General features: G+C 64.3%; 23 protein-coding genes. 14 read left to right on the top strand and 9 right to left on the bottom strand.

Going from position 1 to position 20,634, the window contains the following annotated elements; genetic code table 11:
- Positions 1-242 precede the first annotated feature (242 nt).
- From E8F06_RS22415 to E8F06_RS22395, 5 genes are all read right to left on the bottom strand, one after another.
- On the bottom strand, positions 243-755 hold the full coding sequence (locus E8F06_RS22415; protein WP_280371162.1) for a DoxX family protein: 513 nt from the start codon (positions 753-755) through the stop codon (positions 243-245).
- Positions 752-1,528: a DNA-binding domain-containing protein gene (locus E8F06_RS22410; protein WP_280371159.1), complete on the bottom strand. Its 777-nt coding sequence runs from the start codon at positions 1,526-1,528 to the stop codon at positions 752-754. Before E8F06_RS22410 ends, E8F06_RS22415 begins: the two co-directional genes overlap by 4 nt.
- Entirely contained in the window at positions 1,525-2,394 is an 870-nt protein-coding gene (locus E8F06_RS22405) for a DUF692 domain-containing protein (protein WP_280371157.1), read from the bottom strand. The genes E8F06_RS22410 and E8F06_RS22405 overlap by 4 nt, the downstream gene beginning before the upstream one ends.
- Positions 2,395-2,418: 24 nt before the next feature.
- A complete protein-coding gene (locus E8F06_RS22400) occupies positions 2,419-2,730 on the bottom strand; it encodes a DUF2282 domain-containing protein (RefSeq protein WP_280371155.1) in 312 nt (103 codons plus the stop codon).
- A gap of 240 nt (positions 2,731-2,970) precedes the next feature.
- On the bottom strand, positions 2,971-3,183 hold the full coding sequence (locus tag E8F06_RS22395) for a hypothetical protein (protein WP_280371154.1): 213 nt from the start codon (positions 3,181-3,183) through the stop codon (positions 2,971-2,973).
- 809 nt (positions 3,184-3,992) lie between these two features.
- On the opposite strand from E8F06_RS22395, the gene E8F06_RS22390 reads away from it, so the two are divergent.
- Both E8F06_RS22390 and E8F06_RS22385 read left to right on the top strand, forming a co-directional pair.
- Positions 3,993-4,439 carry a hypothetical protein gene (locus tag E8F06_RS22390; RefSeq protein WP_280371153.1) on the top strand — a complete coding sequence of 149 codons (447 nt, stop codon included), beginning with the start codon at positions 3,993-3,995 and terminating at the stop codon, positions 4,437-4,439.
- 252 nt (positions 4,440-4,691) lie between these two features.
- The gene (locus tag E8F06_RS22385) at positions 4,692-6,071 is read left to right on the top strand and encodes an aldehyde dehydrogenase family protein (RefSeq protein ID WP_280371151.1); all 1,380 of its coding nucleotides are present in this window, start codon (positions 4,692-4,694) and stop codon (positions 6,069-6,071) included.
- Positions 6,072-6,413: 342 nt separating this feature from the next.
- Here E8F06_RS22385 and E8F06_RS22380 read toward each other — a convergent pair whose 3' ends face one another.
- Positions 6,414-7,847: a PLP-dependent aminotransferase family protein gene (locus E8F06_RS22380; RefSeq protein WP_280371149.1), complete on the bottom strand. Its 1,434-nt coding sequence runs from the start codon at positions 7,845-7,847 to the stop codon at positions 6,414-6,416.
- A 191-nt stretch (positions 7,848-8,038) separates the two neighbouring features.
- A complete protein-coding gene (locus tag E8F06_RS22375) occupies positions 8,039-8,473 on the bottom strand; it encodes a carboxymuconolactone decarboxylase family protein (protein ID WP_280371147.1) in 435 nt (144 codons plus the stop codon).
- 267 nt (positions 8,474-8,740) lie between these two features.
- Between E8F06_RS22375 and E8F06_RS22370 the strand changes: the two genes are divergently transcribed.
- Positions 8,741-9,001 carry a hypothetical protein gene (locus tag E8F06_RS22370; protein WP_280371146.1) on the top strand — a complete coding sequence of 87 codons (261 nt, stop codon included), beginning with the start codon at positions 8,741-8,743 and terminating at the stop codon, positions 8,999-9,001.
- Between the two features lie 8 nt (positions 9,002-9,009).
- Here E8F06_RS22370 and E8F06_RS22365 read toward each other — a convergent pair whose 3' ends face one another.
- The gene (locus E8F06_RS22365; protein WP_280371144.1) at positions 9,010-9,579 is read right to left on the bottom strand and encodes a MarR family winged helix-turn-helix transcriptional regulator; all 570 of its coding nucleotides are present in this window, start codon (positions 9,577-9,579) and stop codon (positions 9,010-9,012) included.
- Between the two features lie 107 nt (positions 9,580-9,686).
- On the opposite strand from E8F06_RS22365, the gene E8F06_RS22360 reads away from it, so the two are divergent.
- From E8F06_RS22360 to E8F06_RS22320, 9 genes are all read left to right on the top strand, one after another.
- Positions 9,687-9,917, top strand: a complete 231-nt coding sequence (locus tag E8F06_RS22360; protein WP_280371142.1) for a thioredoxin family protein — start codon at positions 9,687-9,689, stop codon at positions 9,915-9,917.
- A gap of 13 nt (positions 9,918-9,930) precedes the next feature.
- Positions 9,931-10,185 (top strand): DUF2024 family protein, encoded by a 255-nt coding sequence (locus E8F06_RS22355; protein ID WP_190834725.1) that lies wholly within the window; start codon positions 9,931-9,933, stop codon positions 10,183-10,185.
- A gap of 10 nt (positions 10,186-10,195) precedes the next feature.
- Positions 10,196-10,480 carry a Rho-binding antiterminator gene (locus E8F06_RS22350; RefSeq protein WP_280371140.1) on the top strand — a complete coding sequence of 95 codons (285 nt, stop codon included), beginning with the start codon at positions 10,196-10,198 and terminating at the stop codon, positions 10,478-10,480.
- A gap of 163 nt (positions 10,481-10,643) precedes the next feature.
- Positions 10,644-11,573: a pca operon transcription factor PcaQ gene (gene pcaQ / locus E8F06_RS22345; protein WP_280371138.1), complete on the top strand. Its 930-nt coding sequence runs from the start codon at positions 10,644-10,646 to the stop codon at positions 11,571-11,573.
- 117 nt (positions 11,574-11,690) lie between these two features.
- The gene (gene pcaH, locus E8F06_RS22340) at positions 11,691-12,410 is read left to right on the top strand and encodes a protocatechuate 3,4-dioxygenase subunit beta (RefSeq protein ID WP_280371136.1); all 720 of its coding nucleotides are present in this window, start codon (positions 11,691-11,693) and stop codon (positions 12,408-12,410) included.
- Positions 12,411-12,422: 12 nt separating this feature from the next.
- Entirely contained in the window at positions 12,423-13,028 is a 606-nt protein-coding gene (gene pcaG / locus E8F06_RS22335) for a protocatechuate 3,4-dioxygenase subunit alpha (RefSeq protein WP_280371134.1), read from the top strand.
- Positions 13,018-14,118, top strand: a complete 1,101-nt coding sequence (gene zapE / locus E8F06_RS22330) for a cell division protein ZapE (RefSeq protein WP_280371132.1) — start codon at positions 13,018-13,020, stop codon at positions 14,116-14,118. Before pcaG ends, zapE begins: the two co-directional genes overlap by 11 nt.
- Positions 14,119-14,132: 14 nt before the next feature.
- Complete coding sequence (locus tag E8F06_RS22325) at positions 14,133-15,062, top strand: AEC family transporter (protein WP_280371130.1); 930 nt, start codon at positions 14,133-14,135, stop codon at positions 15,060-15,062.
- A gap of 397 nt (positions 15,063-15,459) precedes the next feature.
- A complete protein-coding gene (locus E8F06_RS22320) occupies positions 15,460-16,092 on the top strand; it encodes a malonic semialdehyde reductase (RefSeq protein WP_280371129.1) in 633 nt (210 codons plus the stop codon).
- A 57-nt stretch (positions 16,093-16,149) separates the two neighbouring features.
- Here E8F06_RS22320 and E8F06_RS22315 read toward each other — a convergent pair whose 3' ends face one another.
- Positions 16,150-17,502 (bottom strand): hypothetical protein, encoded by a 1,353-nt coding sequence (locus E8F06_RS22315; protein ID WP_280371127.1) that lies wholly within the window; start codon positions 17,500-17,502, stop codon positions 16,150-16,152.
- A gap of 563 nt (positions 17,503-18,065) precedes the next feature.
- On the opposite strand from E8F06_RS22315, the gene E8F06_RS22310 reads away from it, so the two are divergent.
- Entirely contained in the window at positions 18,066-18,908 is an 843-nt protein-coding gene (locus E8F06_RS22310) for an IclR family transcriptional regulator C-terminal domain-containing protein (RefSeq protein WP_151133526.1), read from the top strand.
- Positions 18,909-19,282: 374 nt separating this feature from the next.
- A complete protein-coding gene (locus E8F06_RS22305) occupies positions 19,283-20,632 on the top strand; it encodes an MFS transporter (RefSeq protein WP_280371125.1) in 1,350 nt (449 codons plus the stop codon).
- Positions 20,633-20,634: the final 2 nt, after the last annotated feature.

Raw genomic sequence — 20,634 nt, 5'->3', positions numbered from 1 at the left:
ATTCATTCGCCAAGGGCAGCACAGCTGCCCCTTGGGAGATCGAGGGGCGAACCTGCGGTCCGCGTAGCGATTGAAATCGCCCCCACAACAGGAGCGAGTGAAGGTTGTGGGGTGCCGATCCGGCGACCGCTTTTCCTGTGGGGGCGAATTCATTCGCCAAGGGCAGCGCAGCTGCCCCTGGGAAGTTGAGGGGCGAACCTGCGGTCCGCATAGCGATTGAAATCGCCCCCACAAGAAAAAAATCAGCCCTGATACCGCCTGGCGATCAGGTGATCGATGGAAATCACCCCCGGCCCCTGGCTGACCAGCAGCAACAGGCTGGCGGCCCAGACGCCGTGGGTGGGGTAGGCGTCGGGGTAGATGAGGGTCTGGATCACCAGGGTCATGCCCAGCAGCGCCAGGGCCGAGAAGCGCGTGGCGAAGCCGATCAGGATCAGCAGCGGGAAGAAGTGCTCGGAGAAGGCCGCCGCGTGGGCCGCCAGTTCAGGCGAGAGGAAGGGCAGCTTGTATTCCTCGGTGAACAGCGGAATGGCCGAGGCCGACAGGTGCGGGATGCCCAGCTGGAAGGTGCCGTCCACCAGGTCGATGACCAGGCCTTCCACCTTGGTCTGCCCGGATTTCCAGAAGATCGCGGCAATGGAAAAACGCGCGACGAAGGCCACCAGGCTGTAGGGGATCCGCTTGCACAGCTCGACGGCCTGGGACACCAGTTTCATCGGCAAATGGCTGTAGTGGATCTGGATGGTGGCGTTCATGGCATCTGACTCCCGCTATGGAGGGTGAACCGCGTGATCGCGCCACCTGCCAGCAGGCGCGCGAGGGTGGAGCCTGGGTCGAAGCCGGCGTCGATGGCCAGCGCGGCGCCCACGGCGGCACCCAGTGGGCTGCCAGCCGTCAGGGCCTGGATGAAGGCCGCCGTGCCTGTGCCGATGCGGCTGACTTCCACCTCCAGGCCATTGCGCAGTACCAGCGCGCATTCGGCCCGGTCGGGATTCACCTCGGCCAGGTCCAGCAGCCCCTGATGGGCGGCCCAGAGGGAGGCGATGGCGTAGTCGGATGAGACCACCGTCACTGAGGGATGCAAGCAGAGCTGCATGCCGGGCAGGCATTCCGGGTCGGACAGGACGGCAGCCAGGCTGGCCGTATCCACCGCCGACAGGTCGGCTGCGTGGTAAGCGTGCACCTGCGCCAGTTCCAGCCGCGCCACGTCCGCCAGATAGGGCAGGCCGGAGGCCGGCGGGAAGGCGCAGATGAACGCCGGGAAGTCCTCGCCGTAGAGCGTCAGCAGCGGCGAACGGGGCGGCGTCTCCTGCACGTGCAAGCGTGCCATGGCCGTGAAGAATTCATCGCCCACCAGTTGCCGAACCACCGGGAAGGTGTCGGCCAGGGCGTTGATCAACGAAGCCAGCACGTTGTTGCGGTACACGGCAAAGCGCTGTGCCGGGTCGGACCCATTCCAGGCCCGCAGGCCTGGTGGGCAGGGCTGCTCAGGGTCAAGCAGGGCATGGGCGAAGGTGTCGGCGTTCATGCTGCCTGCTCCTGGCGCAGCCGCCGCTCGGCGTGTTGCGCTTCGCGCACCAGCACCTCCAACGCGGGGACATCGTTGTCCCGCTCGATCAGCGTGGGCAGCGGGCCGAGGCGGCTGATCATCTCGTCGTAGAGGCTCCAGACGGCAGCGTCCACGGGCGAACCGTGGTGGTCGATCAGCAGGCGTGCGCCGGCCGCATCGCGGTCTTCGGCAAAGCCCGCCAGGTGAATCTCGCCCACCGCATGCAGGGGCAGGGCATTGAGGTAAGCGCGGACGTCGCGGTTGTGGTTGATGCAGGTTACATAGGCGTTGTTCAGGTCCAGCAGCAGGCCGCAGCCGGTGCGCTTCACCACCTCGGCAATGAACTCAGCCTCGTCCAGGCTGGAGCTGTCGAACTCCAGGTAAGTGGCTGGGTTTTCCAGCAGCATTCGCCGCTGCAGATGGTCCTGCACCTGGTCGATGTGTTGGCAGACCCGCTCCAGGCTGGCCCGGTCATAGGCGAGCGGCAGCAGGTCGTTGAGAAAGTAGTCGCCATGGGTGGACCAGGCCAGATGCTCGGAGAACGACTCCGGCTGGTAGCGCCCGAGCAGCGTGGCGAGGCGGTGCAGGTGGGCCTTGTCCAGTGGCTGGTCGGCGCCGATGGACAGGCCGACACCGTGGATGGAGAGCGGGTAGTGCTGGCGGATCTCGCCCAGGTAGTGGTGAAAGGGCCCGCCTTCCACCATGTAGTTCTCGGCATGGACTTCAAAGAAGCCGACGTCCGGACGGGCATCGAGCACATCCCGGTGATGCAGGGACTTGAGCCCGATGCCGGCCCGGGCCGGCAACTGGGCAGCAGGAGCGTGGGGCAGAGGGGAGGGGGTCATGGCGTGCGCTCCTGCCGGGGGTGGTCAGCTCTTCTTCTCTTCCTTGAATGCCTGGAGCTGGCCGTTGCCGGTGGGCGAAGTGGGGGAAGCGGTCTTCTCGCAGGTGCCTTTCGGCACGAATTTCCAGGAGTTGCCCTGGTAGTCCATTTTCTGGGTGCCCGCGCAGGAAGTGCCCGCGCCGGCAGCGCAGTCGTTCTTGCCTTTCATGGCGACGCCGAAGCATTTCTCGTTGTCGGCGGCCTGTGCGCCCACGGGGGCCACGGCCAGGCCAATGGCGGTGCTCAGGGCAAGGGCGAGACCGGTTGCGGATACGACACTGGCAGTCGGGGTTTTCATGATTGTTCTCTCCGTTTCTGGTGGGTCGAATGAAGGGCTGGTTGCCCAGAGGTGGCGATTCATACCGCTGGATGCATCGCCTTCGAGATAGGAGACAAGGCTATCCGGGTGGCGTTACAGGGGGCGAGAAAAATTTTCCGGGAGCTTGGGGGAATGGCACTCCTGGAACACTGGTCCGGCAACGCTACCGTCCCTCACCCCGGCCCTCCGCGCGGGGGTGAGGCGGCTCGTCATCCCGGCCTAGCTTGACCTGCGGTCATTCGGATAGGCCGTTTCCACCATACGCCGGTCCACGTGGTTGATGGTGGTGATGATGCGCTCGGCGTCGCACAGCGCGGGCGCCATGGTCCAGCGTCTGGTGGCGTCGTTGCCGATGCGCACCATGCCGGTGTGGGTGGCCAGGTTGGCATCCACCTCCGGCATCGGGTCGTAGAAGCCCATGCTGAAGCGCACCCGACGGATGTCGTCAGGCGAGCCGGTGAGGAACTGCCAGCCGGGCAGTACCCTGTGCTTGGCGGCGCACGCCCCACTTCCCCGGCGGCTGTATTGGCCAATTCGGCCGGCGCGGGATTGAGCGTCGTCGGTTGGATCGGGGTGATTTCGGTGGGCAGTTCGACCGCCCAGGGCGTTGTGGGTGGGCTGGACTGGTCACTGCCGCCACCCTCGGCGATGGCGGGTATGGACCGCGCTATCAGTGGCGTCGCCATTGCGGCGGCGGAAAGTTTGAGAAAGGTCCTCCTGGGCTCGACCAGCGTTTCGCCAGAGGTTCCATTGCAATGTTCAAGGGAGCTATTCATGGGTTCTCCCTCCCCCCAATGCAGCGTTCATTTAAGGGAAACAAGGACGAGCCTGTCTTCGTGCGAAATCGCTCGAATCGAGCGGCACGTCCGCGGTTTGGTGCAATGTTTGGTGCAACGAACGATGGACTCACTCCAGGGCCGGAGTGGTCAAAATAATGGCGTTTCACCTCCACAATCGAAGTGGACCCGGTGACTTTGAAAATCGTTCCGTTGCTTCGACAAGCGCTGTTTTTCCAGCCTTGCGCCTGGTTTGTACGCCTCAACTTCCCTGGAAGGCCTTCTGCGTTTCGTCGCGTCTCTTGCCCTCCTGTCAATGCCGCCGGGATACCACCTTGACGGCTCTTGCCAGGTTACGAAACTCAGGCGTCAGGGGCCGGATAAAAACTACAGATTCGCCAACGCTCAGCCCTCAACCAGCGGTACTGGCAACGATGACAATTGCTTCGGCTAGGGGAGGCAGTCATGTGTCATGCAGTGGAAGTCAGTGGGCTTTACACCGCCGAAGGGAGCCGGCAACTCATCAATTACCCCGATAGCGACGCGGCATTGCCCATCCATGACCCGCAGCGCGGCGTGGTGTGGATTCCCTGGGGACGCCGCAGCCAGGAACATGGCGAGCTTCCGGCGACCGGCTGGCTGCCAGGGGGCGATGCACTGCCGGACGGCTGGGATCGCTACAGCCCCGCCACGGTGCTCGCACGGGTGGCGCGCTTCATGGAAATGACCCGTGACGGGGAACCCCGTTGGTTCGACGTGGAAGACGGCAAGTCGCTGCAGTGCGTGCTGCTGCGCCACGGCCATGAACAGCGCGTGTATGTGGTCACCACCGAGGCGCCCGATGCGGAACACCGCAACTGGCCGCTGACGCGCGGACATAGGCGGACGAGTCGGTTGGCCGCTGTTATGTAGGGTGGATGGCGCCTTTTCCATCCACCGACGGCGATGAAGGGCGTCCGCCCCTGTTGCGTTGGGATAGAACCTTTCGCGAGCAAGCGCGCTCCTACAGCTGCCTGCGAAGGTCATCGAGTTCAGCCTTGGCTATTCTCTTTTTGTGAATACTTTCTTCTGGATTATTCGTTTTACGTGAATCGGTCGCTGCCTTACTTTCGCCGCAAGACTGATCGCGAGCCCTGACCGGCTCTCACGTACAACGAGGACAGCATGACTACGCCTGCCGCCATCTCCCGCAACCCCGCCACCGGCGAAGAAATTTCCCGTTATCCCTACCAGGATGCCGCTGCCCTTGAGGCCAGCCTGGCGTCCAGCCAGCGTGGTTTTGCGGCCTGGAGCCAGTTCAGCGTCGAGGAGCGCAGTGCTGCGCTGCTGCGCATGGCCAAGGCCCTGCGCGCCAACGCCGAAGCCATGGCGCGGATGACCACCACCGAGATGGGCATGCCGATCAGCCAGTCCCGTGGCGAGGTCGAGAAGTGCGCCAAGCTCTGCGAGTGGTACGCCGAGCACGGCCCGGCCATGGTCGCGGACGAACCGACCCTGGTGGAAGACAACAAGGCCGTGGTTGCCTACCTGCCGCTGGGCCCCGTGCTGGCGGTGATGCCCTGGAACTTCCCGGTGTGGCAGGTGATGCGCGGCGCCGTGCCGATCATCTTCGGCGGCAACACCTACGTGCTCAAGCACGCCCCCAACGTCATGGGCTGCGCTCGCCTGCTGGCCTCCGTCTGGGCCGAAGCTGGCCTGCCGGAAGGCGTGTTCGAGGTGATCAACGTCGAGCCGCCGCTGGTCTCCGTGGCCATCGCCGACCCGCGCATCGCCATGGTGGCGGTGACCGGTAGCGTTGGTGCCGGCGCCGCTATCGCTGCCCAGGCCGGTGCGGCACTGAAGAAGTGCGTGCTGGAGCTGGGCGGTTCCGATCCCTTCATCGTCCTGGCTGACGCCGACCTGGACCAGGCCGTGAAGGCTGCGGTCACCAGCCGCTTCAACAACGCCGGTCAGGTCTGCATTGCCGCCAAGCGCATCATCCTCGAAGCCCCCATCGCCGAAGCCTTCACCGAGCGCTTCGTGGCGGCGGTCAAGGCGCTGCAGATTGGCGATCCGCAGGCTGATTCCACCTTCGTCGGCCCCATGGCCCGCTTCGACCTGCGCGACGAGCTCGATGGCCAGGTCCAGGCCACCCTGGCCGAAGGCGCGACGCTGCTGCTGGGCGGCCACAAGCTGGAAGGCGAAGGCAACTACTACGCGCCGACCATCCTGGCCGACGTGACCCCGGACATGACCGCCTTCCGCAAGGAAATCTTCGGCCCGGTGGCTTCGCTGATCGTCGCTCGCGATGCCGAGCATGCGGTGGAGCTGGCCAACGACAGCGAGTTCGGTCTGGGCGGTGCGCTCTGGACCACCGATGCGGCCAAGGCGCAGAAGCTGGCCCGCCGAATCGTCAGCGGCGCGGTGTTCATCAACGGCTTCACCGCTTCCGACCCGCGCGTGCCGATCGGTGGCGTGAAGAAGAGCGGTTACGGCCGCGAGCTGTCCCACTTTGGCCTGCGCGAGTTCCTGAATGTGCAGACCATCTGGCGCGATCGCGGCTGATCGACCGGGGTGGACGAAGAAAGGGGCTGACGTGTTCAGCCCCTTTTTCTTTCTGCGAAAGATGCTCGCGGGCTTGCTCTTGTGGGGGCGAATTCAAATGCTCGGGCTATCAGGATGACGTTCGTAGGATGTGGTGGAGCGAAGCGATACCCATCGGCCCCAACCAACGGCATGGGTATCGCAGGCTCAACCCATCCTACGTTGCTACGTCGGTGTGGCCAGCCAGCGCTTTTTCTATCGACCGGCTCTGCAATGTTGGGCCTCGTTCCTCGGACCAACCTACGGCAGGACTGCGTCCTGCTTGGCGAATGAATTCGCCCCTACAGGTGGTTGTGTCGACCCTTACGCAATCTGCTCCAGGATATCCCGCACCCGGTCCAGCGCCGGGTCGAGGTCCAGGGTTTCGATGGCGCCGTAGCCGAGGAACAGGCCGTTGCGCGGTGGCGCCTGGTAGGAGAATCCGGCCAGCGGGTAGAGGCCCACGTCCAGCTTGCGGGCCAGTTCCACCAGCAGCGGGATGTCCAGCGGCACCCTGGCCTGGGCGGCGAGGTGGAAGCCGGCCACCGAGGGCACCAGCTCGAACCAGCGCGCCAGGTCGCCATTGAAGCGATCGAGGATGCGCTCCCGCCGGCTGGCGTAGATGGCGTGGCAGCGGCGGATGTGCTTCTGCAGGCAGCCGTCGTCGATGAACTTGGCCAGGGTCCACTGGGTGAGGGTGGAGCAGTGCCAGTCGCTGAGCTGTTTGGCGGCGGTGACGGCTTCGATCAGCGCCGGCGGCAGGATGCAGTAGCCCAGGCGCAGCTCCGGTTGCAGGGACTTGGAGAAGGTGCCGACATAGGCCACCGCGCCGTGGCTGTCGAGGCTCTGCAGGGTCTCGCTGGGCCGGCCCTCGTAGCGGAACTCGCAGTCGTAGTCGTCTTCGATGATCACCGCGCCGATGCGCAGGGCCTTCTCCAGCAGCGCCTCGCGCCGTGCCAGGCTCATGGGCATGCCGAGGGGGAACTGGTGCGAGGGGGTCACGTAGATCAGCCGCACGTGCTCCGGTATGGCGTCGACGCAGATGCCTTCCGCATCCACCGGTATGCCGATCACCTCGGCACCCTGGGCGGCGAAGCTCTGCCTCGCCGGCGGGTAGCCGGGATCTTCCACCGCCACGCTGCAGCCCGGTTCCACCAGCACGCGGGCGAGCAGGTCCAGGGCCTGCTGGGCACCGTGGCAGACCAGCACGTCTTCGACGTTGCAGTGCACCCCGCGGGAAAACGCCACATGCCGGGCAATAGCGTCACGCAGCGCGGGCAGGCCCGCGGGCTGGCTGTAGAGGCCGCGGGATTTCGCGGTCTGGCGCAGGGCGTGCTGGGCGCAGCGGCGCCAGTCGTCCTGGGGAAACTGATTGCGGGTGGTGGCGCCGCCGATGAAGTCGTAGCGCAATATCGCGTCCATGGACGGATGGCCCAGGGAGGTGGAGATGTTGTGCCATTTGGAGATGATCGCGGCACTGGCCAGCGACTCGTGGCCCTGTTTGCGGCCCTGGCCGGTGGCCTGGGCGTTGACGAAGGTGCCCGAGCCCACCTTGCCGGTGAGCAGGTTGTCGTAGGTGAGCAGGGCATAGGTGTCCGCCACCGTCTTGCGCGAGATGCCCAGTTGCTCGGCCAGCAGGCGGCTCGGCGGCAGCCGGGTGCCAGCCTTGAGGCGGCCGGACTCGATGGCCTCGCGCAATTGGCGATACAGCTGCCCGGACAGGTCCTTGCTGCCCTGGATGACGATGTGCAGTTCCATGCATGGCTCCGGCGGGGGAATGGCAGAAAAATAGCGCAATCGTTCGAGGTGAATACCTTGATTGCGCGGAGCATTTCACTGGTGCGCGCGGCGCACCCTACCAAGTCGGCTCCGTCGTTCGTGGGCAGGGTGTACCGTGAGAATGAAAAGGGCCGCTCGATGCGGCCCATTTTCAGTGAGGCAGGGGTGCTTCAGGGGATCATCGCGAAGCCCACGCCGAAGCGGTTCCAGGCGTTGATGGTGGCAATGGCCAGGGTCAGATTGACGATCTCGGCTTCGCTGAAATGCTCGCGCAGGCGTTCGTACTGGTCCTGCGGGGCATGGCGCTCGGGCAGCAGGGTCAGGCTTTCCGTCCAGGCCAGGACGGCTTGTTCGCGCTCGCTGAAAAAGCGGGTGTCGTGCCAGACGCTCAGGGTCTGCAAGCGTGCTTCGGTCTCGCCGGCCTTGCGGGCGTCATTGGCGTGCATGTTGATGCAGTACGCACAGCCGTTGATCTGCGAGGCACGCAGGCGGATCAGTTCGAGCAGGGCGGTTTCCAGACCGGATTTGGCCAGGGCCTGTTCCAGACCGACCATCGCCTTGTAGGCATCGGGAGCCTGCTTGGCCCATTCGATTCGTGCGCTCATCTACGTTCTCCAGATTGGCCCGCGGGATGCGGGGGGATGGACGTAAGTTATCCGGCAGCCGGTCCCGGCCGAATAGCCAATTCGGGGGAAACTCGGCAGGCCAATGGGGCGACCCTTGGTCAGGTGCAACGGCGCGGAAAACCTCCTGTGCTATATCCGGTAGTGAGCAAGGCAAGGCATGTGCCGACCTTCAGTTGAACCTTCAACCCACGCCCGCCGGGCCGGCTGACCCTGTGGCTCCGGGCCTTCAACAAAGAGGTAGACCCCATGAGCACCCTGCAATGCGTTCACCGCAACCATGTCATTGTCGCCGACGTTTTTGAGCATCCGGGCATCCCCACACCCTGGGCCGCCGGTTGCCACATCACTTCCCCCGAAGGCGAGACCACCCGCCGCCTCGCGCTGCCGGTGAGGTACGCCTTCCTCTCTGAACTGGGCAAGGCCCAGCACGCCTCCATCGCACACGGGAAATGGCTGGTGGACCAGTATCTGGACGAAGGCCGCGAGCTATTTCGCAAGAGCGCCTGAAGACCTGATCAGGCCGCTTCCTCGCGGGGTTGGTGCTCGCGGCAGATGAGCTCGATGGACGGGCGAGCCAGGGGTTCCTGAGTCAACCCGCAGAATGGCTCGCCATCCCGCTGCTGGTGGAAGCGGCAGGTCTTGCACAGGCCGAAGCCGGGCACATCCGCCTGGCGCTGCACGGTGCGCAACAACCCGGCCAGCAGTCGCTCCAGGTCGACGGCGTCCTGTCCCATTTCCGCCACCGCGTTCGCCAGGAACTCCGGTGGTGTCACCGCAGCCAGCAGTTCACGCGCGGCCGGCGTCAGCTCCAGGTGCACGCTGCGTTTGTCCTGCTGGTCCTGACGCTTCTCGATCAGGCCCTTGGCTTCCAAGGCCTTCAGCGATTGCGACACCGTTCCCTTGGTCAGTCCCAGGTACTCGGTCACCGCCAGCGGCGTGTCCGAGTAGTGGTTGCAGCGCGCCAGGTACTCCAGGGCGCTGAGCTGCACGGGCTGAAGGTCAGCCAGCAGCGGGTGCTCGCGATGCCAGATGCGCATCAGGCTGGTGAGTCGTTCGAACAGGTCGAATAGGTCGGTCATGTTCACCTCCGTCGATAAATAGTATCGAGTAAAAACTATATTGACAAAGGGGCGCCTGCGGGTAACCTGATAAACGTATCGAATCGATACTAACTAATCAGGAGACCTGAAAAATGACCACCGCCCGTTACTACCACGCTGGCTGCCCGGTTTGCGTATCCGCTGAACAGACCCTGCTCAACCTGCTTGCCCCCGACGTGAAGGTGGAAGTGGTGCACCTGGGTGAAGCGCCCACCCGTGTCGCCGAGGCCGAAGCCGCCGGCGTGCAGTCGGTTCCCGCCCTGGTGGTGGACGGCCAGGTGCTGCACATCAACTTCGGCGCCGCGATTGCCGACCTGAAGTGAGGAGGGCGTCGACATGCAGGTGAAAGTCTTCGATACCCATGTCCGTACCCGCGATGGCCGCTACCTGCACTTCGATGTGCTCACCAGCGGCGGCGACAAGCTCCAGGCGGGGCGCTTCGCCGCCGAATGGCTGGCCGGCCGTGGCGTGCAGGATGCAGACATCGCCGCCAGCGAGTGCCTGTTCTGCCACAGCGAGATCGCCAGCCCGCAGGTGGCCGAGGCCATCGGCCGGCAGGGCTACTCCATCATTCCGCTGCAAGGTTGCTGAGGAGGAAACCATGTATCAGCCCTTGGATTGCGACCTGCACGACCTGCTGGAAATCGCCTGCCTGTATCGCTACCTGGTGAAGGTGGAGCTGGTGGACGGCGGCGGATTCGAGGCCAGGGCGCTGACCACCCACACCAGCGCGGAGAAGGAAGAATTCTTCGTGCTGGAGGTGGAGGATGGCCCTTGCTCCGTGCGCATGGATCGCCTGCTGGCGATCACCCCACTGGAAGCCGGTGCCCGGTTCGGCCGCGTGGAGTTGGCCGGGAAGATCTGCGCGGTGCCGCTGGATCTGTAGGAGCGAGCTCTGCTCGCGAACAGTCCGAGCGTCATCTTTCGCGAGCAAGCTCGCTCCTACACGAGTTCGGTCCAGACGTGGTTTTCCCAGGTTCAAATAGGAGTTGGCTGTGGGCCCCGTCCTTGAGCTAGCCTTCGCAGGCCAGCCGCTACAGGACCCGCCGTTGAATATCGATACCCGCATCAAATTCCGCCACTTGCTGTGCTTCCTCGAAGTAGCGCGCCAGGGCAGCCTGGCCCGCGCCGCGGATCAGTTGGCGGTGAGCCAGCCGGCCATCTCCAAGACCCTCAAGGAGCTGGAGGAAATCCTCGACGCCAGCCTGTTCGACCGCAGCAAGAGCGGCGCCAGCCTGACCGAGGCCGGGCTGGCCTTCATGCGCTATGCAGGCCCCTGCGTCCAGGCCCTGCGCGACGGGGTCAACAGCTTGCGCGAAGGCGAGTACGCCGCCGGCACCGTGCGGCTCGGCGTGCTCTCGACCGTGGAAGGCCTGCTGGTGCCGGAAATGGTGCGGCGTCTGCATCAGCAGCATCCCTCGCTGGTGGTCAGCGTGCTCACCGGGCCCGGTGCCTACCTTCTGTCGCAGCTGCGGGTGGGCGAGCTGGACCTGGTGGTCGGGCGCATGACCGACAACCCGGAAATTCACGGCCTGACCTTCGAGCACCTGTACAGCGAATCCATGACCCTGGTGGTTCGTGCCGGCCATCCGCTGCTGGAGGAGGGCGCTGATCGCCGCACCCTGGACGGTTTCCCCCTGGTGCTGCCGCTGGCCGGCACCACCATTCGCAAGCATGCCGACGGATTCTTTGTGCAAAGCGGCATCAGCCCGCCGCGCCAACGCCTGGAAACCCTGTCGCTCGCCCTGAGCCGGCGCTACGTGCAGAGCGGCGATGCGGTCTGGATCGCCCCCCTGGACGCGGTGCGCCTGGACCTGGCCGCCGGCGAACTGGTGGAACTGGACCTGGGCTTCAAGGAACCCGGCGGTTCGGTGGGGATCTGCAGTAATGCGTCGCTGCCGCTTTCCCTGGCGGCGCAATGGGCGGTGGAGACCCTGCGCGAGGCAGCGCTGGACTATCGCGAGGGGCGTCTTACATAACCAAACGGTTATGGATGGCCGGAAGGATTTCAATTTTCCGCCGACCTCTACTGGATGAAACTGCGCTCCATGGCCCGCTGCCTGGCGGCTCGATAAATCCAACAAGAGGAAACCGTGATGTCCGATGCGGAAAACAGCCGCTTCGTCATTCGTGACCGAAACTGGCACCCCAAGGCTCTGACCCCCGACTACAAGACGTCCATTGCCCGTTCCCCGCGCCAGGCGCTGGTGAGCATTCCGCAGTCCGTCTCCGAGACCAGCGGCCCCGATTTCTCCCACCTGAAGATGAGCGAGCACGACAACGACCTGCTGCTCAACTTCAACAACGGCGGGCTGCCCATCGGCGAGCGCATCATCGTTTCCGGCCGCGTCATGGACCAGTACGGCAAACCGGTTCCCCACACCCTGGTGGAAATGTGGCAGGCCAACGCCGGCGGCCGCTACCGCCACAAGAACGACCGCTACCTGGCGCCGCTCGACCCGAACTTCGGCGGTGTCGGCCGCGCCCTGACCGACAGCGAAGGCCGCTACATCTTCCGCACCATCAAGCCGGGTCCGTATCCCTGGCGCAACGGCCCGAACGACTGGCGCCCAGCGCACATCCACTTCTCCATCAGCGGGCCGTCGATCTCCACCCGCCTGATCACCCAGCTGTATTTCGAAGGTGACCCGCTCATTCCGATGTGCCCCATCGTCAAGAGCATCGCCAACCCCGACGCGGTTCAGACGCTGATCGCCAAGCTCGACATGAGCAACGCCAATCCCATGGATTGCCTGGCGTACCGCTTCGACATCGTCCTGCGCGGCCAGCGCAAGACCCACTTCGAAAACCGCTGAGGAGATACGCGCATGCCTATCGAACTGCTGCCGGAAACCCCCTCGCAGACCGCCGGCCCCTACGTGCACATCGGCCTGGCCCTGGAAGCGGCCGGCAACCCGACCCGCGACCAGGAAATCTGGAACCAGATGGCCAAGGCCGACGCCCCCGGCCAGCACATCCTGCTGCTGGGCAATGTCTATGACGGCAATGGCCACCTGGTGCGCGACTCCTTCCTGGAGTTCTGGCAGGCCAACCACGAAGGCGTCTACGACACTGCCTTCGACCTGGAAAAGCCGTTCAACAGCTTCGGCCGTACCGCCACCACTTTCGATGCTGGCGAGTGGACCCTGCAGACCATCAAGCCGGGCGTGGTGAAAAACGCTGCCGGTGTGCCCATGGCGCCGCACATCAACGTGTCGCTGTTTGCCCGTGGCATCAACATCCACCTGCAGACGCGCCTTTATTTCGACGACGAAGCCGCCGCCAACGCCGTGGATCCGGTGCTCAACCTGATCGAGCAGCCGCAACGCCGCGAAACCCTGGTGGCGCGCCGCTGCGAGGTGGGCGGCAAGCTGGCCTATCGCTTCGACATCCGTATCCAGGGCGAAGGGGAAACGGTGTTCTTTGACTTCTAGGGAACTGGAGCCCGCATTCGATGCGCTGAGCGAGCCTGCTGGCCGGCGCATCGAACGGCACTTCGACGCACTGCTGGAGGCCCGGGGTTACCGGGCCGACGCGGCGCAACGCACAGCCATTGGCCGTCTCGGGCAATGGCTGGAGTCGTTTCTGGCGGGGAAGAAAGGCTGGCTTCGGCGCCCCGCCGCAGGCCTGTATCTCTGGGGTGGAGTGGGGCGCGGCAAGAGCTTCGTGATGGACGCCTTCTTCGCCGCCGCGCCACTTGCCGCCAAGCGTCGCGTGCACTTCCATGCGTTCCTCCAGGAACTGCAGGAACGCATGCGCGACTTCGCCGGGCAACCCGACCCGCTGGCCCTGGCCGCACGGGCACTGGCCGAAGAAACGCGGCTGCTGTGCTTCGACGAATTCCACGTCCACGACATCGGTGACGCCGTGCTCCTCGGGCGCCTGCTCAAGGTGCTGGTGGAGGAGGGGGTGGGCATGGTCTGCACCTCCAACTACCACCCGGATGGGCTCTGCCCGAATCCGCTCTACCGCGAGCGCTTCAAGCCGGCCATCGCCCTGATCGAGAAACGCTTCGACGTGCTCAACCTCGATGGTGGCGAGGACTACCGCCAGCGTCGCGGGGTGCTGGAAGCCTGGGGCCGTTACTGCTGGCCGCTGTCGGGCTTCACCGCTGGCTGGATCGACCAGCAGTTGGGGCTGACGCCGGCTGCCGCGCGCGACGTGGAGGTGGCGGTCAACCACCATCCCCTGCGCGTGCGGGCGATGGAAGGCGAGCATGCCTGGCTGGACTTCGACGAGCTGTGCCGACGTCCGCATTCCAGCGCCGACTTCCTCTGGCTCAGCCAGCGCTTCGGGCAACTCGCCATCAGCGGTGTGCCTTGCCTGGGCGAGGAAGCCATCGACGTGCAACAGCGCTTCGTCAATCTGATCGACATCGCCTACGACGCTGGCATCCGTCTGCTACTGGCCAGCGAGGCCAGCCTCGACGACCTGTGCCGGGGCAAACCCCATATGGACTTCTCCCGTACCCGCAGCCGGTTGCAACAGCTGGAACCGGTCCAGCCAGGGCAGGGGAGCAACTGACCGACGAGCCCTGAATGCTCCAGATCCTTGGTATTACCGCGCCCATCTTCATCCTGATCGGCATTGGCTACCTGTCCGCCCGTGGGCGGCTGGTCAGCCCCGAGCAGGTGCTGGGGCTCGGAAAATTCGTCATCACCTTCGCCCTGCCGGCGCTGGTGATCCGCGCACTGCTGGAAAAACCCCTGGACGAGGTGTTCGACGCCACCTACCTGCTGGCCTACGGTATCGGCTCCCAGCTGGTGTTCTGGGGCGGCTTCCTGTTCGCGCGCCTGGTGCGCAAGGACAGCCTCAGCGGTAGCGCCCTGAGTGGCATGGGCATGTCGGTATCCAACAGCGGTTTCGTGGGCTATCCCATCGTCGCCATGGTGCTGGGCTCACCCGCCGCGGTGGCCCTGGCGCTGGGCATGATGGTGGAGAACCTGCTGATGATTCCGCTGGCCCTGGCCATTGCCGAACTCGGCCGGCAGAACGGAGGCGGGCTGCGCGCGGCGCTGCTGGACACCTTCATGCGCCTGCTGCGCAATCCGGTGATCATCGCCATCAGCGTCGGTCTTGCGCTGGCCCTGCTCGGGGTTCGCCTGCCGGCGGTGCCAGCCAAGGTGGTGGAGATGCTGGCGATGGCCTCGGCGCCGGTGGCGCTCTTCGTCATCGGTGCGAGCCTGGACGGGCTGAAGGCCGGCGGCCTGGTCAAGGACGTGGCCCAGCTCAGCATCGGCAAGCTGGTCCTGCACCCGCTGGCGGTGCTGCTCTGCTTCCAGCTGCTGCCACCAGTGGACCCGGTGCTGCGGGTAGCCGGAGTGCTCTTCGCCTGTTCGCCGATGATGAGCATCTACCCCATCCTCGGCCAGCGCTACGGCCTGGAAGGCCGCTGCGCGGCGGCGCTGGTGGTGTGCACCGTGCTGGCTTTCGTCAGCATCAGCCTGTTCATCGGTTTGCTGACCTGAGGCGCGGGCTGCTTTTCTGTAGGGGCGATTTCAATCGCCAAGCAGGCCGCAGGTCTGCCCTGGAGATTCTCTGGGGCTGCTTCGCCACCCTTGGCGAATGAATTCGCCCCCACAGGTGGAGCGCTGCGCTGACTATCCTCTCTAGATCATCCGCACGCGCGTGCGGCCACCGAAAGCATCAGCTTGTTCATCCGATTGCTGACCTGAGGCGCGGGCTGCTTTTCTGTAGGGGCGATTTCAATCGCCAAGCAGGCCGCAGGTCTGCCCTGGAGATTCTCTGGGGCTGCTTCGCCACCCTTGGCGAATGAATTCGCCCCCACAGGTGGAGCGCTGCGCTGACTATCCTCTCTAGATCATCCGCACGAGCGTGCGACCAACCTGGCAAGAGGAGGCAGCGATGAGCAAGCGATTGAGCGATGAAGGCATGGACCTGCTGTTCCGCCAGGCACGTACCTACAGTGCCTGGCTGGAAAAACCGGTAAGCGACGACACGTTGCGTGAGCTGTACGACCTCATGAAATGGGGCCCCACCAGCGCCAACTGCAGTCCCGCGCGCATCCTCTTCCTGCGCACGCCAGAGGCCAAGCACCGCCTGTTACCCGCACTGGCGCCAGGCAACGTCGACAAGACCATGGCGGCTCCGGTCACCGCCATCGTCGCCTACGACCTGAAGTTCTATGAGCAGCTGCCCAAGCTCTTCCCCCACACCGATGCGCGTGCCTGGTTCGCCAACACGCCGGAACTGGCCGGGCTCACCGCGCGGCGCAACAGCTCGTTGCAGGGGGCCTATTTCATGCTGGCGGCGCGGGCGGTGGGGCTGGACTGCGGGCCGATGTCGGGGTTCGACAATGCCCTGGTCGATCACGAATTTTTCCCCGCCGACGGGCGCGCGGATGCCTTCCAGCTGGAGCACTTCCCGGATAGCCAGGTGAAGTCCAGCTTCCTCGTCAACCTGGGCTATGGCGATGCGTCGACGCTGCATGCGCGCGGGCCGCGCCTGGACTTCGACGAGGCGTGCAAGTTGCTTTAGGGGGCGAAGGAATGGGGCGGCGAAACCGCCCCATTCCTCAAACCGTTGCGCGGGGTATCACTTCAGCATCAGTGGTGGTACTGGCTGGCGGAGCCCGGTGGGCGTAGCGGCAGGGCAGCGGTTGTCCAGCGGGAAGCAGGCTGTACCGGTCTCACCTCCGCGTGGAGCGCAGCCGGGGCCGCAGATTGCGTCCTGCTCCGGGCTGGAGAAACAGTCCAGTGCAGCACAGAAGTCGACCACCGTACCGTTCCCGCAGAAGCAGCGCACCAGGTTCGGGCCGCTCCCCTGTGGGCCCGATTCCACGTAGCTCAAGGTTGCGGGGTCGGTTTGACCGAAGGTCATGTACCAGGGCTCTTTCAGTGGCCCGCCCGTTGCCGTGGTCGAGACGAAGGATGTGTACGCTTTGGTAGCCACATCGTAGCTTCGCACCTCACCGGTGCTGGTCACTGCCACGAAGAGTCGCCCGCCCGGCCCGAAGAGCAGGGCCTGGGCAAATGCCCGGGTCTCTCCAGGGAGGTTGAGCGGGATCTTGTCGACGAACTTGCCCTGGCCGTCATAGATACGAATGGAATCGGTGTCCTGCGGGTTCGCCTGGAAACTGGTGACATAAAGACGTCCGTCAGGGCCGAAGACCAATCCTTCGGGTCGATTGAGTCGTCCCACGCCGCCCACGTCCTCGATGAAAACACCGGCAAAGGTGCCGGCAGCGGTGAAGCGCACCACATGGCCGCCCAGACCGTCGTTCTTCAGGTTGCGGAGCGAGACATAGAGGAAACCGTCCGGCCCGAACACTACGGAGCGCGGATTCCGATCTGCGGCCCTGAAGCGATCAAAGGTCAGGTCCCGAATGAAGGCCCCGTTTGCATCATAGGTAGGCAACCTGCCCGGCGACCTGCCATTGGCCGTGGTGAGCTCGGCCACGTAGAGCACGTCCTTGCCATCACGGACGATTCCACGCGGTACGAATGGCGCGTTCTTGTTCGCGGACGAGACCAGCTTGCCCAGGAAAGCCCCAGTCAGGCTGTCGTAACGCAGTACCTCGCCAGGAATGCCGAGATTGACGTTCTGGTTTACCACCAGGAGATTCCCGTCAAGCAGTATCCCGCGCGGCCCAGCCAGTCCGCCGCTACCCGGGCGGACGAAGGCATCCGGGTCATTGGCGGGATTCAAGTCATCATCCAGGAACCGGCCCGTAACAACATCGAATCGTTTTACGGAGTTGTCGCCGGCGTCGCCGACATAAAGTATGTCCTCGCCGTAACTTGGGTTATTTATAACCAGACCAAGAATTGAAATTGCCGCACAGACTATGATGCGCATCAACTTCAAACCGCACTCAAGTCTCACGCTTATTATTCTCATGGCGCGATCCTCAGGTTTCATTTCAGTCATATGCTCGATCTGTTCCATGCTCGACCTTATCTCCAGATGACTGGTCAGGAAGGCCGAGGACGCGACGAATGCGCGAGCGGTACCGCCGGGATTTCACCTGGTGGCAGAAATGAATGTGGGGTTTATCTGACGCTCTGTGGTGCAGGGTATGGATGGGGATGAAAGAAGAACCAAGACAGTGTTGTTATTGTTTTCCAGATTACGCTAGCAACGAGTTGAGTTGTTTTCCAAGTTTGAGCAATACGAAATGGCGATATCACTCTGCGCCCATAATCGAGAGTCAATATTGCCGTTCATCCATGAATTGAAGTTCGGGTTGGATGCGGCTGCCCAAATCTGGGAATTGCCAGCCCCGAACGCGCGGATAGCGCGCCGGGGTGGTGGCGTCTGCGAGGGGGATTCCGGCTGGCGCCTCTTGAGCGGAGCCGTTGCCAGGCGCCGAGGTACCTGATCAAACCGGGGCGCCGCGTGGCGGGGGCAAAAGTAAGAGCCGGGGGCGTCAGGGTCAATTGCGATTATCGAACTTTGGTTCGATAATCGGCCGCACCTGCCGTGTCTGCGATCCACCAAGGACAACAAGAATGACCGACGAACTACGCTCTCCGCTGCCGCCCCTTGCCCCGCCGATCATTGCCTCGCCGGCCAAGCGCATCGAAGCCTTCACCGGTGATCCCAACTTCATGACCTCCCTGGCTCGGGGGCTCGCGGTAATCCATGCATTCCAGGAGCGCAAGCGCCACCTGACCATCGCCCAGATCAGCCACCGCACCGAGATTCCTCGTGCCGCCGTGCGCCGCTGCCTGCATACGCTGATGAAGCTGGGCTACGTCACCACCGACGGACGGACCTACTCGCTGCTGCCCAAGGTGCTGACGCTGGGCCACGCCTACCTGTCCTCGACGCCCCTGGCGGTTACCGCACAGCCGATCCTCGACCGCCTTAGCGACCAGCTCCACGAAGCCTGCTCCATGGCCACCCTGGAAGGCGACGAAATCCTCTACATCGCCCGTTCGGCCACGCCCAACCGGTTAATCTCCGTGGACCTCAGCGTCGGCAGCCGCCTCCCGGCCTACTGCACCTCCATGGGCCGCATCCTGCTTGCCGCCCTGGATGACGCCGCCCTGGACGACTACCTCGAACACGCCGACCTGCAGGTGAAGACCAGCCGCACCGTGCACACCGCTGAAGGGCTGCGCGCCAGCATCGCGGAAATCCGCCGTCAGGGCTGGGTGATCATCGACCAGGAACTGGAAATGGGCCTGCGCTCGGTGGCGGTTCCGGTACGCGATTCCGCCGGCCAGGTGCTCGCCGCGCTGAACGTGGGCACCCACGTCGGCCGCATCAGCCGCCAGGAGTTGGAAACCCGCTTCCTGCCAGCACTGCTGGAAGCCAGCAAGGACCTGAGTACGCGGTTGTTCCACTGAATGTTCAGTCGTCAGGGCATCTGTAGGGGCGAATTCATTCGCCAAGGGCAGCGAAGCTGCCCCCCGATAGCAGGGCAGACCTTCGGCCTGCTTGGCGAATGAATTCGCCCCTACAAGGGTTTTATCGCCCTGACCAAACATTGTTCGATATTCGAACGCTTTGCCGATTATCGAATTGAACGCCCAGCCTGCTCTTCGTATGGTCTGCACAGCCGCGCCACCAGCCAGCGCGGCCAATAACAACAATGAGAGTTCGATCCGGTGACACCAGAAGCACCGGACACGCCCTCATTCCTGTCCAGTCCGGGTCTTCCCCGTCAGAGACCGCAGAGAACGGTCCGTATGCGGAGGAGGGCCAAAGCAGGAATTCTTGCATGACCAGCCCAGCCCACCTGCCCGCCACGGGCACCCTAGATGTCCAATCCTTCATCAACGCCCAGCCGCTATCCGCCTATCAATGGCGCGTCGTGTTGCTGTGTTTCCTCATCGTTTTCCTCGACGGCCTGGATACCGCCGCCATGGGCTTCATCGCCCCGGCGCTGACCCAGGACTGGGGCATCGACCGCGCCAGCCTCGGCCCGGTGATGAGCGCCGCGCTCATCGGCATGGTCTTCGGCGCCCTCGGTTCCGGCCCCATGGCCGACCGCTTCGGGCGCAAGGTGGTGCTGGTAACGGCAGTGTTTCTGTTCGGTCTGTTCAGCCTGATTTCCGCCTTCAGCGCCAATCTCGAACAACTGCTGTTCTTGCGCTTCCTCACCGGCCTTGGCCTGGGCGCCGCCATGCCCAACGCCACCACGCTGCTCTCCGAATACACCCCGGAGCGCCTCAAGTCGTTGCTAGTGACCAGCATGTTCTGCGGCTTCAACCTCGGCATGGCGTCCGGCGGCTTCGTTTCCGCCTCGATGATCCCGGCCTACGGTTGGCACAGCCTGCTGCTGCTCGGCGGCATCCTGCCGTTGGCGCTTGCCGTGGTGCTGTTGATCTGGCTGCCGGAGTCGGCGCGCTTCCTGGTGGTGCGCAACAAGGGCGCGGACCAGGTGCGCAAGGTGCTTGCTCCCATCGCGCCGGGTGAAGTGGCCACCGCCAGTGGCTTCAGCGTGCCGGAACAGAAGACCGTACAGAGCCGCAACGTCTTCAAGGTGATCTTCTCCGGCACCTACAGCGCCGGAACCCTGCTGCTCTGGCTGACCTATTTCATGGGCCTGGTGATCGTCTACCTGCTCACCAGCTGGTTGCCCACCCTGATGCGCGACAGCGGCGCCAGCATGGAACAGGCCGCCTTCATCGGCGCGCTGTTCCAGTTTGGCGGCGTGCTCAGTGCCGTTGGCGTGGGCTGGGCCATGGACCGTTTCAATCCGCACAAGGTGATCGGCGCGTTCTACCTGATGGCGGGCGTGTTCGCGTATTTCGTGGGGCAGAGCCTGGGTGAAGTGACCCTGCTGGCCACCCTGGTCCTGCTGGCCGGCATGTGCGTCAACGGTGCGCAATCGGCCATGCCGTCCCTGGCGGCGCGTTTCTACCCGACCCAGGGCCGCGCCACCGGCGTGTCCTGGATGCTCGGCATCGGCCGCTTCGGCGCTATCCTGGGTGCCTGGATCGGCGCGACCCTGCTGGGCCTGGGCTGGAACTTCGAACAAGTGTTGACCGCGTTGGTGGTGCCGGCCGCCATCGCGACTACTGCCGTGGTGATAAAGGGGATCGTGAGCCACGCCGACGCAACCTGAGT

The organism is Pseudomonas sp. BN411 (genome assembly GCF_029871235.1).
Classification (GTDB): domain Bacteria; phylum Pseudomonadota; class Gammaproteobacteria; order Pseudomonadales; family Pseudomonadaceae; genus Metapseudomonas.
This window is presented reverse-complemented; position numbering and strand designations above follow the sequence as displayed.

Coding starts and splice junctions, on each gene's coding strand:
- E8F06_RS22415 (WP_280371162.1), bottom strand. CDS start 755: ATGAACGCCACCATCCAGATCCACTACAGCCATTTGCCGATGAAACTG.
- E8F06_RS22410 (WP_280371159.1), bottom strand. CDS start 1,528: ATGAACGCCGACACCTTCGCCCATGCCCTGCTTGACCCTGAGCAGCCC.
- E8F06_RS22405 (WP_280371157.1), bottom strand. CDS start 2,394: ATGACCCCCTCCCCTCTGCCCCACGCTCCTGCTGCCCAGTTGCCGGCC.
- E8F06_RS22400 (WP_280371155.1), bottom strand. CDS start 2,730: ATGAAAACCCCGACTGCCAGTGTCGTATCCGCAACCGGTCTCGCCCTT.
- E8F06_RS22390 (WP_280371153.1), top strand. CDS start 3,993: ATGTGTCATGCAGTGGAAGTCAGTGGGCTTTACACCGCCGAAGGGAGC.
- E8F06_RS22385 (WP_280371151.1), top strand. CDS start 4,692: ATGACTACGCCTGCCGCCATCTCCCGCAACCCCGCCACCGGCGAAGAA.
- E8F06_RS22380 (WP_280371149.1), bottom strand. CDS start 7,847: ATGGAACTGCACATCGTCATCCAGGGCAGCAAGGACCTGTCCGGGCAG.
- E8F06_RS22375 (WP_280371147.1), bottom strand. CDS start 8,473: ATGAGCGCACGAATCGAATGGGCCAAGCAGGCTCCCGATGCCTACAAG.
- E8F06_RS22370 (WP_280371146.1), top strand. CDS start 8,741: ATGAGCACCCTGCAATGCGTTCACCGCAACCATGTCATTGTCGCCGAC.
- E8F06_RS22360 (WP_280371142.1), top strand. CDS start 9,687: ATGACCACCGCCCGTTACTACCACGCTGGCTGCCCGGTTTGCGTATCC.
- E8F06_RS22355 (WP_190834725.1), top strand. CDS start 9,931: ATGCAGGTGAAAGTCTTCGATACCCATGTCCGTACCCGCGATGGCCGC.
- E8F06_RS22350 (WP_280371140.1), top strand. CDS start 10,196: ATGTATCAGCCCTTGGATTGCGACCTGCACGACCTGCTGGAAATCGCC.
- pcaH (WP_280371136.1), top strand. CDS start 11,691: ATGTCCGATGCGGAAAACAGCCGCTTCGTCATTCGTGACCGAAACTGG.
- pcaG (WP_280371134.1), top strand. CDS start 12,423: ATGCCTATCGAACTGCTGCCGGAAACCCCCTCGCAGACCGCCGGCCCC.
- E8F06_RS22325 (WP_280371130.1), top strand. CDS start 14,133: ATGCTCCAGATCCTTGGTATTACCGCGCCCATCTTCATCCTGATCGGC.
- E8F06_RS22320 (WP_280371129.1), top strand. CDS start 15,460: ATGAGCAAGCGATTGAGCGATGAAGGCATGGACCTGCTGTTCCGCCAG.
- E8F06_RS22315 (WP_280371127.1), bottom strand. CDS start 17,502: ATGGAACAGATCGAGCATATGACTGAAATGAAACCTGAGGATCGCGCC.
- E8F06_RS22310 (WP_151133526.1), top strand. CDS start 18,066: ATGACCGACGAACTACGCTCTCCGCTGCCGCCCCTTGCCCCGCCGATC.
- E8F06_RS22305 (WP_280371125.1), top strand. CDS start 19,283: ATGACCAGCCCAGCCCACCTGCCCGCCACGGGCACCCTAGATGTCCAA.